Source organism: Blautia sp. RTP21359st1_E11_RTP21359_211015, assembly GCF_040910705.1.
Lineage (GTDB): Bacteria > Bacillota > Clostridia > Lachnospirales > Lachnospiraceae > Blautia_A > Blautia_A fusiformis.
In genome coordinates this window covers 27650-43738 of sequence record NZ_JBDGAB010000003.1, presented here as the reverse complement: position 1 = coordinate 43738, position 16089 = coordinate 27650, and the positions used below count along the sequence as shown (strand labels likewise).

At 44.2% G+C, this 16089-nt stretch carries 13 protein-coding genes; 1 reads left to right on the top strand and 12 read right to left on the bottom strand.

Annotated features, from left to right (window positions below; all coding sequences use genetic code 11):
- The 3 genes from AB5026_RS01700 to AB5026_RS01690 all read right to left on the bottom strand — a co-directional run bounded on the left by AB5026_RS01700 (position 1) and on the right by AB5026_RS01690 (position 3537).
- Positions 1-891 carry a phosphorylcholine transferase LicD gene (locus AB5026_RS01700; RefSeq protein WP_288245286.1) on the bottom strand — a complete coding sequence of 297 codons (891 nt, stop codon included), beginning with the start codon at positions 889-891 and terminating at the stop codon, positions 1-3.
- Complete coding sequence (locus AB5026_RS01695) at positions 888-1721, bottom strand: phosphorylcholine transferase LicD (protein ID WP_288245287.1); 834 nt, start codon at positions 1719-1721, stop codon at positions 888-890. Before AB5026_RS01695 ends, AB5026_RS01700 begins: the two co-directional genes overlap by 4 nt.
- 580 nt (positions 1722-2301) lie before the next feature.
- Positions 2302-3537 (bottom strand): transposase, encoded by a 1236-nt coding sequence (locus AB5026_RS01690; protein WP_288245288.1) that lies wholly within the window; start codon positions 3535-3537, stop codon positions 2302-2304.
- A gap of 311 nt (positions 3538-3848) precedes the next feature.
- Between AB5026_RS01690 and AB5026_RS01685 the strand changes: the two genes are divergently transcribed.
- Positions 3849-4958 (top strand): site-specific integrase, encoded by a 1110-nt coding sequence (locus AB5026_RS01685; RefSeq protein ID WP_288245289.1) that lies wholly within the window; start codon positions 3849-3851, stop codon positions 4956-4958.
- Positions 4959-5146: 188 nt separating this feature from the next.
- Here AB5026_RS01685 and galE read toward each other — a convergent pair whose 3' ends face one another.
- From galE to AB5026_RS01640, 9 genes are all read right to left on the bottom strand, one after another.
- Positions 5147-6163, bottom strand: a complete 1017-nt coding sequence (galE, locus tag AB5026_RS01680) for a UDP-glucose 4-epimerase GalE (RefSeq protein WP_015527335.1) — start codon at positions 6161-6163, stop codon at positions 5147-5149.
- Positions 6164-6255: 92 nt separating this feature from the next.
- Positions 6256-7179, bottom strand: a complete 924-nt coding sequence (locus AB5026_RS01675; protein ID WP_021652265.1) for a sugar phosphate nucleotidyltransferase — start codon at positions 7177-7179, stop codon at positions 6256-6258.
- 143 nt (positions 7180-7322) lie between these two features.
- A complete protein-coding gene (locus AB5026_RS01670; RefSeq protein WP_368212624.1) occupies positions 7323-8678 on the bottom strand; it encodes an ATP-binding protein in 1356 nt (451 codons plus the stop codon).
- Positions 8675-9349: a winged helix-turn-helix domain-containing protein gene (locus AB5026_RS01665; protein WP_022427063.1), complete on the bottom strand. Its 675-nt coding sequence runs from the start codon at positions 9347-9349 to the stop codon at positions 8675-8677. Before AB5026_RS01665 ends, AB5026_RS01670 begins: the two co-directional genes overlap by 4 nt.
- Before the next feature lie 154 nt (positions 9350-9503).
- Positions 9504-11324 (bottom strand): Na/Pi cotransporter family protein, encoded by a 1821-nt coding sequence (locus tag AB5026_RS01660; RefSeq protein ID WP_022427064.1) that lies wholly within the window; start codon positions 11322-11324, stop codon positions 9504-9506.
- A 286-nt stretch (positions 11325-11610) separates the two neighbouring features.
- A complete protein-coding gene (greA, locus tag AB5026_RS01655) occupies positions 11611-12111 on the bottom strand; it encodes a transcription elongation factor GreA (RefSeq protein WP_015527340.1) in 501 nt (166 codons plus the stop codon).
- Complete coding sequence (locus AB5026_RS01650; RefSeq protein WP_368212623.1) at positions 12108-12260, bottom strand: hypothetical protein; 153 nt, start codon at positions 12258-12260, stop codon at positions 12108-12110. Before AB5026_RS01650 ends, greA begins: the two co-directional genes overlap by 4 nt.
- Positions 12248-12781 carry a CarD family transcriptional regulator gene (locus AB5026_RS01645; protein ID WP_110102861.1) on the bottom strand — a complete coding sequence of 178 codons (534 nt, stop codon included), beginning with the start codon at positions 12779-12781 and terminating at the stop codon, positions 12248-12250. Before AB5026_RS01645 ends, AB5026_RS01650 begins: the two co-directional genes overlap by 13 nt.
- Before the next feature lie 216 nt (positions 12782-12997).
- Positions 12998-16012 carry an NYN domain-containing protein gene (locus tag AB5026_RS01640; RefSeq protein ID WP_368212622.1) on the bottom strand — a complete coding sequence of 1005 codons (3015 nt, stop codon included), beginning with the start codon at positions 16010-16012 and terminating at the stop codon, positions 12998-13000.
- Positions 16013-16089: the final 77 nt, after the last annotated feature.

Here is a 16089-nt window from a genome sequence, read left to right as displayed (position 1 = left end):
TTAAATCTCCTTTTTGTATTTTCCTAAATTGTAAACAAGATAACAATTTCTATCATGATGATCCATATCTGGAGGTGTCATATATTCTCCATACCGTCTTTTCAAATATGCATCGTAGTTTGAAGGAATAAGACAATTTCTCCCTTCAAATTTTATTTCTTTGTAACTGCAAAACTCAGATCTCTTATATATTTCTCCAAAATAATGAAAATCGTCTGCGGGTATCCCCACATATTTTGAATTTTCATCTTTACACCAGGAATACCAATAATCTGTCCATATTGCCCATTTTTCAATAGAACCAAAAGATAAAATACATCCAATCAAAGCCTTAACTTTGAATGAAATACCATTCTGATAGTTTTTAAATATTTTATATCCTTTAGCCATTCTTCTGCATGATAATGCAAACCCCATAAACATACATATTATTCCCTGACCCCATTTTTTTATTTTGGAATCTGGAATATTTTCTATCGTATAAATATCAATAAATATACCGGATTCATTAAGATCATATTCCAAAATAGTTTTGTATTCCGTCCCTTTAAGTCGAATTTTAGGAAGTATACGTCCATAATTCTCTTTGTCCTGAGGATGTAACATAGAATATTTAAAACTATATTGTTTTTTTATTATTTTATACAACTTTTCAAAATCTCTTCTCGGCATTGCTATGTCAATATCATCATCCCATGGGATAAATCCTTTATCGCGTAAAGCTCCTATTGCACTTCCACCAATCAAGATAAAATGCAAATTGTTTCTTTTACATATTTCTATCAAATCATCTAACATCAGAAGTAAAACTTTATGAAGATCAACAAGTTCTTCTTCTGATATCATTTTTAATTTTAAAGACGATTTTTTTGCAATATCTCCAAGTCTCATTTTTCCTCCTGTTTAACCAATTCTGATACATGTGCATTTTTATCAGCATCTTTTGGTGGTGTCATATAATCTCCATAAAGCGATTTCAAATATTGATCATACTTTTCTGGTCCAAGTAATTTAATATTTTCAAATGCATACCATGTGTCTTTTCCATATATGCTTTTCTCAATCATTTCTGTATATTTAAATGATGTTTGTCCCATAAAATTAATAATCCATTTTGATTCCTCAACCGGATATTTTTTCAGCAATACATCCACTTTATCCAAACATTTTTTAGTATCAAGAGCTCGATCTATTGGAAATTTAAGTGCAATACTAATAACAGCTTTTTCAATTGCCGATCTTCCAGGACGTTTTATATTTACTTTTTTTATACAGGAAAGATGATACATTAAACGTGCCAATGCCAATCTAAATTGATGAACTTTTAAAGCAAATATATTTGACGGCATACCATCTAACGGAAAAATATCTACCCAAACGTTTTCATATCTAATTTCTGCACTGCCCATACGTTTGATCAAATATCTTTTATCTACAATTCTTGCGAAATAATAATGATGATCACTTTCATCCCAATAAGTTCTTAATTCTAAATTTCCCGGAAGATATTTTTTGACATTTTTTAAAAAGATTTCATATTCATTTCTCATTATTCCTAAATCAACATCATCATCCCATGGGATAAATCCTCCATGGCGAATTGCCCCAAGCATTGTCCCACCTTGCATATAACATTTCACATTCATTTCATTAGTTGCCTTGATAACCGAATTTAACACAGATAAAATATATTCCTGTGTATCATTTAATTTTTTTTCCATTTTTTAATTACTTATCTCCTCACTTTATAAATAATCTCCATATAAATTATCTTTTGATTATCATTGGCCAATTTTCAAATGCTGCTATTTTCAAATTGCAAATATATAAATATTTGTCTAACACCATGAAATATAACAATATAAAATTCAGTCATTTATCAATATTGTAAATAATAAATTTTGCAAATAAATTTAAACCAATCAATCCTGTAAAACATGTTGTTATGTATTAAGTATTAAAGTCATCTTTTTTATCATTTGAAAATTTTTTCGAATAATAAAATTCTTAAAACATACTACAATCAATTATTAAAATAACTTCGAATACACTCCCCAACTCAAAAGCCGGCACATTCTTCGCCGTGCCCACACCTTCTTCAGGCGCACACACGACAGGCGGTATTCAACCCGACGGTGTTTATCACTGATATACACCGTGTTTTGCTTTCGCTTTCTTTTTGTCAGCACGGCAAAGCCGATGCACTGACCTTATGACATCTGTTTTCTGACATGCCATAAGGTCAATCCACCTGCTCGCTTTTCATACTGATATTCTGTTCTGTTTCCTTTGTTCTTCCCTTCATGCCCCACGTCCAAACTGTGTCAGGCACTTTTTCCCGAGATTTCTCACAGCATTCAGATATCGGTTCGTCTGGTGTCCGTTGGCACAGCAGCATAGTTCTGTTCTGGTGTCAGTCCGAATGATTTCTGCACCGCACTTTGCACAAATTTTGCTGATGCCGGTGGCGTGAACTTCGATAACAATGATTCCGTTTTTCCAGGCTTTGTAGTCCAGGTACTGGCGAATCCTGGTGCTTAAGTGGAGCGAGCCCCAGTTTCCTGAGCCTTTCATGACGTTTCTGGAATATTCCTGGTTATAACGTGGAAGTACGATCACGGAGACGTCCTGCTCTACGGCAAAACGTAAGATCTGGCTTGTGACCTGGTGTCCATAGTGTTCAGAAAGATGTTTCAGATGCATCCAGTATTTCTGATCAACTCTGCCTGTCTGTCTGCCTCCGGTTGCTTCCTGGGACTTCTGGATCTTTTCCAGAAGCTTTCTGCAATGGTGACTGTATTCCTTTCCGCCTTTCCAGAACTTCACTGCAATCTCCTGACCGGTTCCGTCCAGAACAACGCCTGCTGCAAAGGCATCACTGTTTGTAAACTGAATACAGAGTATCCTGCATCCTGCCTGCATCCTCTGACGTACGGTTGCTGTATTTTCATTGTTCTGACGTACTGGAACATGCAGCATGTCATATTTGTATTCAAAAACTACGGATGGTGACATGAGTCTAGCGTTTTCCGGAAAGTCTCTGCCTGACAGCCGGCAATGCATCCAGGTCCATGTGTCTCCTGTCCAGACACGCAACGTGATCTCTTTAGCGGAAAAATCCTGATACATTCCTTTGTAATAGGTAACTGCTGCATTTAGTTTCTCGGCTCTGCCGATCTTCTCATCCTGGGCAAAACGGCTGATATAGCTTTTGGCTGAAGCAATTCCTTCATTGGCTGCTGCTCTTCGAAAATACAGTGGAACCTTTTGCCAGGGGAGGGGATCTGATGGTATGCGTCCGCCTCGTCCCGGAATGCTCATGATCTCCAGCTCGCGTAAAGTCTGCTGGCTTCCCAGTTCCCAGAGATCCGTATGATCCAGAAGCAGGTTGTAATAAAATTCAGCGATCCGGTTATAAAATTCCTGTGTGGTCCGCAGCCATTCCGGATGTCTGCACCAGAGATGCAGTCGCCAGGTTGTGATGCTGTAGCCGCTTTTTCCGGTGTTTTCTTTTTTGCCGGTTTCCGGTTCTTTCATTTTGGTTCTCCGTTTTTTGCAAAGAGAAATCATTATAATATAACTTATCTAAATTATTATTTTTGTCACTTATCATTTCCATAAGCGACAGGTGATTTTCTCTCAAATTGCATAGTTTTTGAATCTTAATCAATGATAGCATTGCACCCTGTCACTGTCAAGATACGAAAAATGCACCACTTTCGACCAAAAATGCAGGTTTTTTCGGTTAAATTTTTTTATATACGACAAATTTTCCTTTTTTTCGCTTATTAGTGGTCACAAAAATGGTCAGACTTTTGCTATAATAGTGCGAAAAGGAGACTACGATTATGCCTAGAAAAGGGGAAAATATCAGAAAAAGGAAAGACGGAAGATGGGAAGCACGCTATGAAAAATGTCGTGACCAGAATGGACGGATCCAGTACGGATATCTGTATGGTCGTACATACGAGGCTGTAAAAAAGAAAAAGCTGGCTGTTTTATGTCAGAATAATCTTCAAAACTCTCCGGGAAAGTGTTATGTATTTCGAAACCTCAGTGAAGAATGGATGTTATCCATGCGTTATGCTGTAAAGCTCAGCACCTATGCCTGCTACGAAACACTTCTTGATACACATATCCTTCCGGAATTTGGTGATATGCCGTTGAAATACATCTCTTCTGCTTCTGTATATTCCTTCTCTGAAAAGCTGAAACAGCAGGGGCTTTCGCCACGTACCATCAAAAATCTTCTGATCCTGTTCCACAGTATTTTACGCTATGGTGAAAAACAGGGGTATCTGAATCTTTCACAGCTGGAATTTCGGTATCCCAAAATAAATACCAGTCCGTTTCAGCTTATTTCTCATGAACATCTCATAAAGCTGATCACAGTTCTCTCTGCTGAGGACTCAGAATTTTCCATCGGTATCCTGCTATGTATTTATACAGGGATCCGCGTTGGCGAGCTCAGCGGTATCCGGTGGGAAGATATTGATTTTGATAAAAAGCTGCTACATATAAGGCGAACGATCTCACGGATAAAAAATCTTGATTATTCTGGTGAATCTGATGAAGAACCCAAAACTGTTTTAATGATAGGTCCTCCTAAATCAGTCTCATCCATCAGGGATATTCCAATCCCTGATTTTTTATTGAAAAAAATGGAGCGGATTGCTGCTGAACCTGATTCATACCTGCTGACGGGTACGAATCGTAAATGTATGGAGCCCAGAAATATACAGCGTAAATTCCAGAAGCTCCTTCAGCAATGTGAAATCCCCAGTATCAACATTCATTCTCTCCGGCATGCTTTTGCCACCCGTTGTACGGAAATGGGATTTGACAGCAAGACACTTTCTGAAATTCTGGGACATTCGTCCGTCAAGATCACCATGGATATTTATGTGCACAGTAGCATAAAACAAAAGCAGAAGTGCATGGAAAAGCTGAACTATTAGCAGTCAGAATTATGGTCAAAGCAGGCCGGAAGTCCTCATTTATACGGGTTTCCGGCCTGTTTGTCGCTTATGGAAATGATAAGCGACTTTTTTACCCTCAAAAAAACAACACGGCAGACATCCCTCCGGGGCTGTCTGCCGTGTTTTATATCGCTTTTATGTTTTTATGTAATTAAGCTTTCTGTTCCTTAAGCCTCATATCCATTAGGGTTCTGGCTCTGCCATCTCCAGGAGTCTGCACACATCTCGCGGATTCCGTTCTCTGCCTTCCAGCCAAGCTCTTTCTCAGCTTTGGTTGCATCGGAGTAGCAGGTTGCGATGTCGCCTGGGCGGCGTGGTTTGATCACATATGGGATCTTGACGCCGGTAGCTGCCTCAAAGTTCTTAACGATATCAAGAACACTGTAGCCTTTTCCGGTTCCAAGGTTGTAGATGCTTAATCCGGAATTGTCTTCCAGCTTCTTAAGAGCTTTTACATGGCCCTTGGCAAGGTCTACTACGTGGATGTAGTCACGGACACCTGTTCCATCCGGTGTATCGTAATCGTTTCCGAATACGCCAAGCTCTTTCAGCTTGCCTACTGCTACCTGTGTGATATATGGCATCAGGTTGTTCGGGATACCATTTGGATTCTCACCGATGGTTCCGCTCTTATGAGCACCGATCGGGTTGAAGTAACGAAGAAGAACTACGTTCCACTCCGGGTCTGCCTTCTGGATGTCTGTAAGGATCTGCTCCAGCATGGATTTGGTCCAGCCATATGGGTTGGTACACTGTCCCTTCGGGCACTCCTCGGTGATCGGGATCATTGCCGGATCTCCGTACACGGTTGCTGAGGAAGAGAAAATAATATTTTTAACATTATGTTTTCTCATCACGTCTACAAGAGTAAGGGTTCCTGCGATATTGTTCTCATAATACTCCCACGGCTTGGCAACAGATTCACCAACTGCTTTCAGTCCTGCAAAATGAATACAGGAGTCGATCTCTTCTTTGTCAAAAACTTCATTTAATGCTTCGCGGTCCAGGATATCTGCTTTATAGAATTTCACCGGTTTGCCTGTGATCTTGGATACTCTGTCCAGAGCCTTCTCACTGGAATTGCATAAATTGTCAACTACTACAACATCATATCCTGCGCTCTGCAGCTCGACAACGGTATGACTTCCAATGTATCCTGCTCCACCTGTTACTAAAATTGCCATAGTTTTTCTCCTCCTCTATTGGATCTAACTGTTCCTGTTTATTTTAGCACTGTTCCTTTGTTTCCACAATAGCAGAAAACCAGGTTTACTACTTAATCCCAGAGTCCCTGCGGATAAAGTCCCTGATCCTTCAGATTCTGGATCGCGGCTACCACTACCGGTTTGTCCTCTTTATAGGTCACTCCGTACCATTTATCCTGTGTGGTAAGGACCCTGACTGCTGCCTTTTTTTCCTGAAGGAGCTCGTCAACTACAAACGGAAGAAAATATTCGCATTTCAGAGGATTTTCCGGGATGCTCTTTTCAAGGAATACCGGGAAGCGTTTTACCAGCTCTTTCATAAATCCGCCGGTGAATCCCCACATGTTCATGGATACCGGAGTCTCTCCCGGGAGACTTGTCCAGGTTTTTCCATCGTCCTCTGTGTAGGCTGCTCCGCCGTCACGTTTCTCAATGTGTGTTCGCTCATTGATATCTGCAAGATATCCATTTTCATCTGTCTCACAGACACCTCTGGAAACGTAGCCGTTGTCTGTCAGGGTATTCTCAAGACGGTAGCCTACCATCATATACTGGGCAGGTACGGTGTCCTCCTGGGCCTGGATCAGGAAATCATACGCCATCTTAAAGGCATGGGTTCCATAATAATCATCTGCATTGATCACCACAAACGGTCCATCGATCTCTCCGGCACAGCTTAATACCGCATGTCCGGTTCCCCATGGCTTCACACGTCCTTCCGGAACCTGGAAGCCTTCCGGGATGTTGTTAAGATCCTGATGCACATAAACGATCTCCACCTTGTCACTTAAGCGGTCGCCGATGGCATCGCGGAAATCCTGTTCATTCTCTTTTTTTATGATGAATATCACTTTCTTAAAGCCTGCACGTACGGCATCATAAATGGAAAAATCCATGATGATATGACCTTCCTGATCTACAGGATCGATCTGTTTCAGTCCGCCGTAGCGGCTTCCCATTCCTGCTGCCATTACTACCAGAACCGGCTCTTTCATAATCTTGTTCCTCCTGATTTTTAGAAATACAGGGATTTTTTCCCATACATAGTTTAAGCCGGTCAGATTCTCATCCGACCGGCCTTTGAACCTTTTTTTATTATACTACACTTCACCGTGAAATCCTACTGATTATTTTCAGTTTATTTTCGGTCAGAAGTATTCTCCGGGAAAACGATCTCCATCCTGGTTCCAACTCCCTGTTCACTTTCCACGTTGATCTGTGCATGATGAAGCGTTGCTCCATGCTTCACAATGGAAAGCCCCAGACCTGTTCCGCCGGTCTGTCTGGAATGGCTTTTGTCTACCCGGTAAAAGCGCTCAAAGATCCTTCCCTGTTCACTTTTCGGGATTCCGATCCCGTCATCTGCCACACAGTAGAACGGATGCCCTTTCCGGTTGCCTACCATGATCCGCACATGACCATTCTGTTCTGTATAGCGAACTGCATTGTCTGCAATATTAAAAAGCATCTCATAGAGTACATGGCGGACACCCTTGATCTTCTCTGCACTTCCGGCAAGCTCAAGGAAAATATTTTTCTTTCCGGCAGGATGTCTGAGATTATTTCTTACGTCTTCCGCAAGCTCATAAAGATCCACCTCTTCAAAAGGAACCTCACTGTTGCTTTCATCCAGTCTGGAAAGCTGGATGATATCCGCTACCAGATTGGAAAGTCTTATTGATTCATGGTAGATCCTTCCGGAAAATTCCTGTATATGATCTGCCGGAACCATGCCGTTCATCATAAGCTCCGCATAACCGGAAATGGACATCAGCGGGGTCTTCAGCTCATGGGAAACATTTGCAGAAAATTCCTTCCGGATCTCCTCTGCCTCCTTCAGTTCTTTTACCTGCTGCCGGATCTGCCGGTTCTGTTCATCCACCCGCACAAGAAGGGGACGCAGCTCCTCATAGCACACATTGTTCAGCGGATGCTCCAGATCCAGATCGTTGACCGGACGGATCAGCTCTCTGGTCTGTCTCTGTGCAAAAACAAACTCCAGGATCAGTACCAGGAGCATCAGAAGTCCCAGCACAGCAAGACTTGAGATCCAGGTGGAATATATGGAGTCTACGGTTTTTCCTACACGGAGCACGTTTCCGTCATCCAGCTTCGCCGCATAATAAAAGGTCTTTTTTGCAAAGGTTTCTGAATAACGGATACTTTCGCTTTTTCCATTTTTTTCTGCCTGTATAAATTCCGGACGATCACTGTGATTTGCCAGTTTTTTCGGAGAGGCCTCAGAATCGTAGAGAACGGTTCCGTCTTTACGGATGAGAGTCACACGACTTGATGATACTGTCCGAAGCTTTTTTGTGAGAAAGGAATCTCCGTACTCATCCATGGCAAGGCAGATATACTGCGCTTCCTCACGGACTCCCCGCTGCATGTATGTGTTTAATTTATTGTAGGTGACCACACTTGCTGCCAGAAACGTGACAAGAACAGCAAAAATGATCATAATGCTTGTATGATGCAGAATTTTCTTTTTCATACATGATCTCCGATCCGGTATCCCACGCCACGCACTGTCTCAATCAGATTTCCGGCCTCCCCCAGCTTTTGTCGGAGAGTCCGTACATGAACATCTACAGTCCTTGTTTCTCCGTCAAAATCATAGCCCCACACATGGCACAGGATCTGGTTTCTGGACATGACCAGTCCTTTGTTCTCCATAAGATATTCCAGAAGCTCGAATTCCTTTCTGGTCAGCTCCTTCACCTCACCCTGATAGCTGACTTCGTGACGGGACACATTGACACGAAGATCCTTACAGTACAGCTCTCTCTCTTCGCTCTGCCTTGCGCAGCGCCGAAGGACCGCTTTGACCCTGGCTACAAATTCCATCATCCCGAAGGGCTTGGTGATGTAATCATCTGCGCCGCCCTCCAGACCTTTTACCTTGTCAAACTCCGCTTCTTTGGCTGTGACCATGATCACCGGGATATCCCGGGTCCTGGTGTCACTTTTCAGTCGTTTCAAAATATTATACCCATCTTCACCCGGGAGCATGATATCCAGCAGGATCAGTTCCGGCATATTTTTTTTCATGGCTGTGTCAAGTTCTGCCCCGGTTTCAAAACCTTCTGCCTCAAAGCCTGTTGTCTCCAGGGTATAGACAAGAAGCTCTCTGATATTTCTCTCATCTTCCACACAGTAGATCATTCTATATCCTCTCTGTTCGTTTTTTGCCGTTGGCACTTCATAATCGTCTGGTCTTTTTTGTTCCATGCCTTCAGTATAACTGCTTTCTTTTTACTGCACAAGCCCTGGCCGTCTGCTGATACAGATAACCAGGGCATAGCATTTCGATATCTTTTTATTGGCTGCCTGCCGCTGCCATCTGGGCTGCCGCCTGCTCATCCTTTATTTCCGGAAGCTGATACTGATTCCGGATCACCTCCAGCGCACGGTAGAAGGTTTCGTCCGGCCCATGTTTGATCTGCTTCAGGTGCTGATGTGTATCAAAAGCATCTTCATGAACCTGTGTCACACAAACACCGATATTGGAACAGTGATCTGCCACACGCTCCAGGCTGGTAGTCACATCGGACAGGATGAATCCCATTTCAATGGTACATTCTCCGGCGCGAAGTCTCTGGATATGCCGGTACTTCAGTTCCTTGCTGAGTTCATCGATTACTTCCTCCAGTGGCTCGATCTCTCTCGCAAGCTGCACATCCTGATTTTCGTAAACCTTGTAAGCAATATCTACAATGTCTTCCACCGCATGCTCCATGACACGTAACTCTTCCAGCGCCTTATCCGAAAACTTCAGGCCTTTTTCATAAAGCTCCTGTGCGGATTCCATGATGTTCACACCGTGATCGGAAATCCTCTCGAAATCACCGATACAGTGGAGCATGATGGAAACACTGTGACTGTCATGAACGGAAAGATCCTTCTGGTTCAGTTTTACAAGATAGGTTCCAAGTTCATCCTCATAACGGTCTACCTTTTTCTCTGCTTCTTCCACCAGAGCCTTTCCTTCTGCGCTGAAATTCTTCAGAAGGTCCAGGGCTGTAAACAGAGTTCTGTGAGAATCCTCTGCCATTTTTTTCGCTGCATTCCTGCTCTGCTCAACTGCAAATGCAGGTTTCTCCAGAAAACGGCTTTCCAGGATCATGAAATCCGGATCTGCTGCCACCTTCTCCTCCTCTTCCTTCCTGTCGCGGATAGTAAGACAGGCAAGCTTCTCCAGAGCCTTTCCAAACGGAAGAAGAACAAGAGTTGCCGTGATATTGAAGGCACTGTGCAGGATCGCGATCCCGGCCGGAGTCGCTGCCTGTGCCATAAATGAAAAATGTACTGCTGCATTTATCGCATAAAATACTGCCATGAACAGCATGGTTCCGATCAGATTGAAATACAGATGGACCATAGCCGCACGTTTTGCGTTTTTGCTGGCTCCGATGGCTGAAAGGATCGCAGTGATACAGGTACCGATATTCTGTCCCATGATAATAGGAAGTGCTGCACTGAACGGTACCATTCCGGTAAGGCACAGTGCCTGGAGGATACCAACCGATGCGGAGGACGACTGAATGATCGCTGTCAGCACTGCTCCGGCCACAACTCCAAGGATCGGATTGGAGAATTTCACCAGCATTCCGGTAAACTCCGGTACCTCTGCAAGAGGTTCCACAGCTCCGCTCATGGCATTCATTCCATACATCAGGATCGCAAAGCCTACAAAGATCGCTCCCACGTCCTTTTTCTTCTGGCTTTTTGTAAACATGATCAGAACCACGCCGATCAGTGCCAGTATCGGTGAAAATGACGTCGGCTTAAAAAGCCGGATAATAAAGTTATCACTCTGGATACCTGTAAGACTTAAGATCCATGAGGTTACGGTAGTACCGATATTGGCACCCATGATGATTCCCACAACCTGGGACAGCTTCATGATTCCCGAGTTTACAAAACCAACGACCATAACGGTAGTTGCCGAGGATGACTGGATCACTGCAGTCACACCCATTCCAAGAAGAACGGCTCTGATGGGATTGGAGGTAAGTGTCTCCAGGATCCGCTCAAGCTTTCCGCCTGCAACCTTCGCAAGCCCGTCTCCCATTAAGTTCATTCCATAAAGGAAAATAGCAAGGCCGCCAAGCAATGCCAGTACGCTGAAAAAGTCCATAATACTCTCCTTCACTTTCTCTTTTTGATATGTTTGATTTCCTTTTTTCTCATTTCAACGATTTTCATAATAGCGGCCTATTGTAAAATTTTCCCCACTGGAATGTAAAATCTGTGTAAAAAAAATAAAACAGAGGATCCTGTTACGGGAAACCGATTTCCCGTCAGGATCTCTCTGTCCTATATATCGTACAGTGGTTTTTATCCTTATGATGTGTTTTGTGCTGCGGATATTCTCATTCCGCTGAGCTGCATGCTCATGAGCAGAGCTGCCCTGCGATCTGTGATCAGAATCCGCGGATCTCCTCATCCTCAGATCCGGTCTTGTCGATGGATTTTATTACAAGGTAATAGCTGTAATCATCATTGACCTTTACTTCCACCCGGTCTCCTACACGATGACCGCGCAGTGCCTTGCCGATAGGCGATTCAATACTGATACGGTTTTCCATGGAATTTCCGCGGATGGAAGTAACCAGCTTGTACTTCTCCACCTCATTATCTTCTTCAAAAAGAACTTCCACGATATCGTCCATTCCTACTTCGTCAGATCTGGAAGCATCGGATACAATGGATGCCGTCTTCAGCATCCTCTCCAGATAACGGATGCGGCTCTCGTTCTGATTCTTATGCTTCTTGGCTGCATAATACTCAAAGTTCTCACTTAAGTCTCCCTGGGCACGTGCCTCCTTGACCGCCTCAATGGCTTCCTTACGTACTACCAGTTTACGGTGTTCGATCTCCTGCTCTATTTTTTCAACATCCTTGCGGGTAAGCTGTTCTCTCATTTCTCTGGCATCTCCTTTTCTTTATAACATTCAGACTGATCCTGGATCTGTTCTCCACTTCCTGTGAAGCTTCTGTCACAGATACAGGATTTCTGGAAGGTTACCAGAAATACCATAGCAGATACGCTCTGCTTTGTCAAACAGCGCATACCTGTTCTTCGGCTTCCTCCTGCTGGTGTACTCGCTGTTCAATATAATCTGCCATATGTTCTTTGGGGATATCCAGTAACATGGAAAATTCAGAATAGAGATGATCCTCTGCAAGCTTCAGATACCGCTCGTCTGTAGCGGTTGTTTTTTTGCCATGAGATAATCTGGCCTGTTTTCTGACGTAGATCGTCTTGATGATCCGAAGAAGATCTCTGCATTCACAGGTACGGATGCATTTCTTGTAGCTATCCTCCCGGAATTTCTCATTCTCAATACTCAGTGTCTCAATGGATGGGATCTCATCGATAAGCCTCTCCGCTTCTTCCCTCGTAATGATTCCGCGAAGCACCTGCTTTCCACCTTCCACCGGTGTAAATATCTTCCCATCTGTTTCTCCTCCGGGCCTCAGTACATAATAAAGCTTCTCGCCGGAGGAACCATCCACCCTCATTGTGGTAACTCCTGTTACCTGGCAGATGCCGGTACGACCATACACAACATATTCGCCTGTTTCAAACATTTTTCCACTTCCTTTCATTTTTTTACTTTTCTTTTGTTATCCTGGCGCTTATTGTGCTCTAATGAAAGCTCCCTGCCAGGTTATATATCCAGACAAGGAGCTTCTCACTGAGGATTCTATCCTTATTTTACTACTTTTCCCATTTATTTGCAAAAGAATTCAAAAAGTTTTTTTATTTTTGTGAAATATGCCCACAATGAGGGCATGTATTTTTTGTTATAATTCTTCTTTTTTCTTTCTTCCCAGACGGATGTCTTCCATATGAGATTTCAGTTCCGGTGTCATACTGTCAAAGAGATAGGTTTTGCTGTTGTCCCTGCGCTCCTGCCATTCTTCTCTCATCTGCTGTTTTGCGGAAGCGATCTCATCTTTGAATCCGCGCGCTGAGATCCTGGCGGCTCCCTGTCCCATAATGATGATCTGCTCCAGTCCGTCTGATGTGGCAACTGTCACGTTATGCTTCCGTCCGATTTTATGGACAGTGCGTTCAATATACTGGTCTGCAGTTTCCGCTTCTTTTGTATAGACAACATGAATGTTATGATACTGGAAGGTTTCCTCCGGATGGCCCTCCACACGGTAGGCATCAAATACCAGGATCAGGATGCAGCCCTTGATTCCCTGATAATCGCTTAATATATCCATTAACCTGGACTGTGCCGCATGAAAGTCTGCCTGTGCCAGATCTCTTAAATCCTCCCAGGCAAATATGATATTGCAGCCGTCCACCAGCAAATAGTCCTCTCTGTGGATGGCCGGACTGCTGTTTCTCCAGGCGCCGTGACCGGTTTTTGCCGAAAGGCCGGAATCTGCTGCACCTTTGCCTTCCTTCCCGGAAAAGCTACTTCCGCTTTCCGGATTTCCGAAGCTTCGGCTGTTACTGCTGTATTTCTTTGAGCTCACCGGACCAAAGGTTTTCTCAAAGATTGCCTTCAGTTCTTTTTCCTCTTCGTAGCTTCCATACATGGAGGTATATTTTCCACGGCCGGCATTGGCTGTTCTGCGATCCGGACTGTTTTTGGCTGTTCCCTGAACTGAACGCACTCCTGCAAAGCTGTTGTCGGAATCCTCATAGGCATCATTACTGTCCGGAAGCTGAGCTCCTTCCAGATGCATATATTCTTCTACCTCATACCAGGGAACCACGAAGCCTGCTCCATGGGCACAGAATACAGAGCCTGTAGGATTCTCAAGATCTCTCTCGGAATCATATCCGATCTCCTCTGCGATCTGCTCCTGATCCTGACAGGGTTCATAGCCATTCAGAGTACAGGTCAGATGACCTCTGCCTCTTGTGTAGGAAACTACCTGGCTCTGATAATCCCTCATTTTTGCCACCGGCGCACTTCCTGTGATCACCGACAGCTCTCCCTGGGTTTCCGGCCCCTGAAAGGTTCCCTGCATCCTCTGGATATCCGTCATGGCACGTCCTACATTTTCTGCCGGAACCTCAAGTCGGAAGCTGTAATAGGGTTCCAGAAGAACTGTCTCCGCTTTCTTAAGGCCCTGGCGCACAGCACGGTAGGTCGCCTGCCGGAAATCTCCACCTTCCGTATGCTTCTGATGTGCCCGCCCGGTGAGAAGTGTGATCTGCATATCGGTGATGGGTGATCCGGTAAGGACTCCCAGATGCTCTTTTTCCTCCAGATGTGTCAGGATCAACCGCTGCCAGTTCCGATCCAGCTGATCTTCATTTGCCGCAGTAAAAAACTGCAGTCCGCTTCCTCTCTCTCCCGGTTCCAGAAGAAGATGCACCTCTGCATAATGACGAAGCGGTTCAAAATGTCCCACGCCTTCCACCGGTGCGACAATGGTTTCTTTGTATACGATATTACCGGTCCCAAATTCTACTGCCACATGAAAGCGCTCCCAGATCAGATGCTTCAGGATCTCGATCTGTACCTCGCCCATCAGCATGGCGTGGATCTCTCCCAGCTGCTCATCCCACATGATATGAAGCTGCGGTTCTTCCTCCTCCAGCTCCTTCAGGCTTTTCAGCATCCTGTGGGCGTCACAGCCCTCCGGAAGGATGATCTGATAATTCAGTACCGGTTCCAGCACCGGCATGGCAGAATCCGCCTCAATGCCAAGTCCCTCTCCCGGATATGTTTCGGTAAGACCTGTAACTGCACAGACGGTTCCTGCCTCTGCCTCTTTGAGCATTTCAAATTTTGCACCGGAATAGATACGGATCTGATCTGCCTTTTCCTCCCAGATCTCCTCTGCCGGAATACCATTTCTTCCTGCATTGGTCAGCGTCTCCTTAACCTTCAGGCTGCCGCCGGTGATCTTCATATAAGTGAGACGGTTTCCCTGCTCATCTCTGGCGATCTTAAAGATCCTGGCTCCGAATTCTGCGGGATAGGACGGTACTGCCATGTAGGTCTCCATTCCATGGATAAAAGCATCTACGCCTTCCATCTTCAGGGCAGATCCAAAGAAGCATGGAAAAAGCTTTCGCTCCAGGATCAGCTCTGCCACGTCCTTTTTTGCGATCGTTCCTGTTTCCAGGAAGCTTTCCAGAAGGTTCTCCTCACACATGGCGATATTTTCCAGAAAATCATCCGTTCCATTTATTTTATCAGAAGTGCCCTGCGTTCCGGATATATTCTCTTTTTCTGCTTCACTGGCGTTGTCTTTCAGCTGCATTCCTTCAGCTGACGGATATTTCCCGGAGTTATCCACAGGATTCTCCTTTTTCCCTGCTGCTTCTGCACCGGAGCATTCCAGTTCTCCACTAAAATCCACACAGCATCCGCTTAATTTCTTCTTCAGCTCCTCAAGAAGTCTTTCCCTGTCTGTTCCTTCCTGATCCATTTTATTTACAAAAAGAAATGTTGGGATCTTATACTGTGTCAGCAGTCTCCACAATGTCTGTGTATGCCCTTGCACACCATCTGCTCCGTTGATCACCAGGATCGCATAATCCAGCACCTGCAGGGTACGCTCCATCTCAGCAGAAAAATCCACATGCCCCGGTGTATCCAGAAGTGTCACTTCCATATCCCCCATGGAAAAAACTGCCTGCTTTGAAAAAATGGTGATTCCTCTCTCCCTCTCAAGCTCATAGGTATCCAGATACGCATCCTTGTGATCGACTCTTCCGATTTTCCGGATCCTTCCGCATTTAAAAAGCAGGCCTTCCGATAATGTCGTCTTTCCTGCATCCACATGGGCAAGCACGCCCAAGCTTATATGTCTGTGTTTTATATTCTGAGGTTTTTCTCCCATTGAAAATACCCCTTTCTGTTGTAATGATATCCAATATCATAACATAGAAAGGGGTATAAGTCGAATTTTGTTTCGGT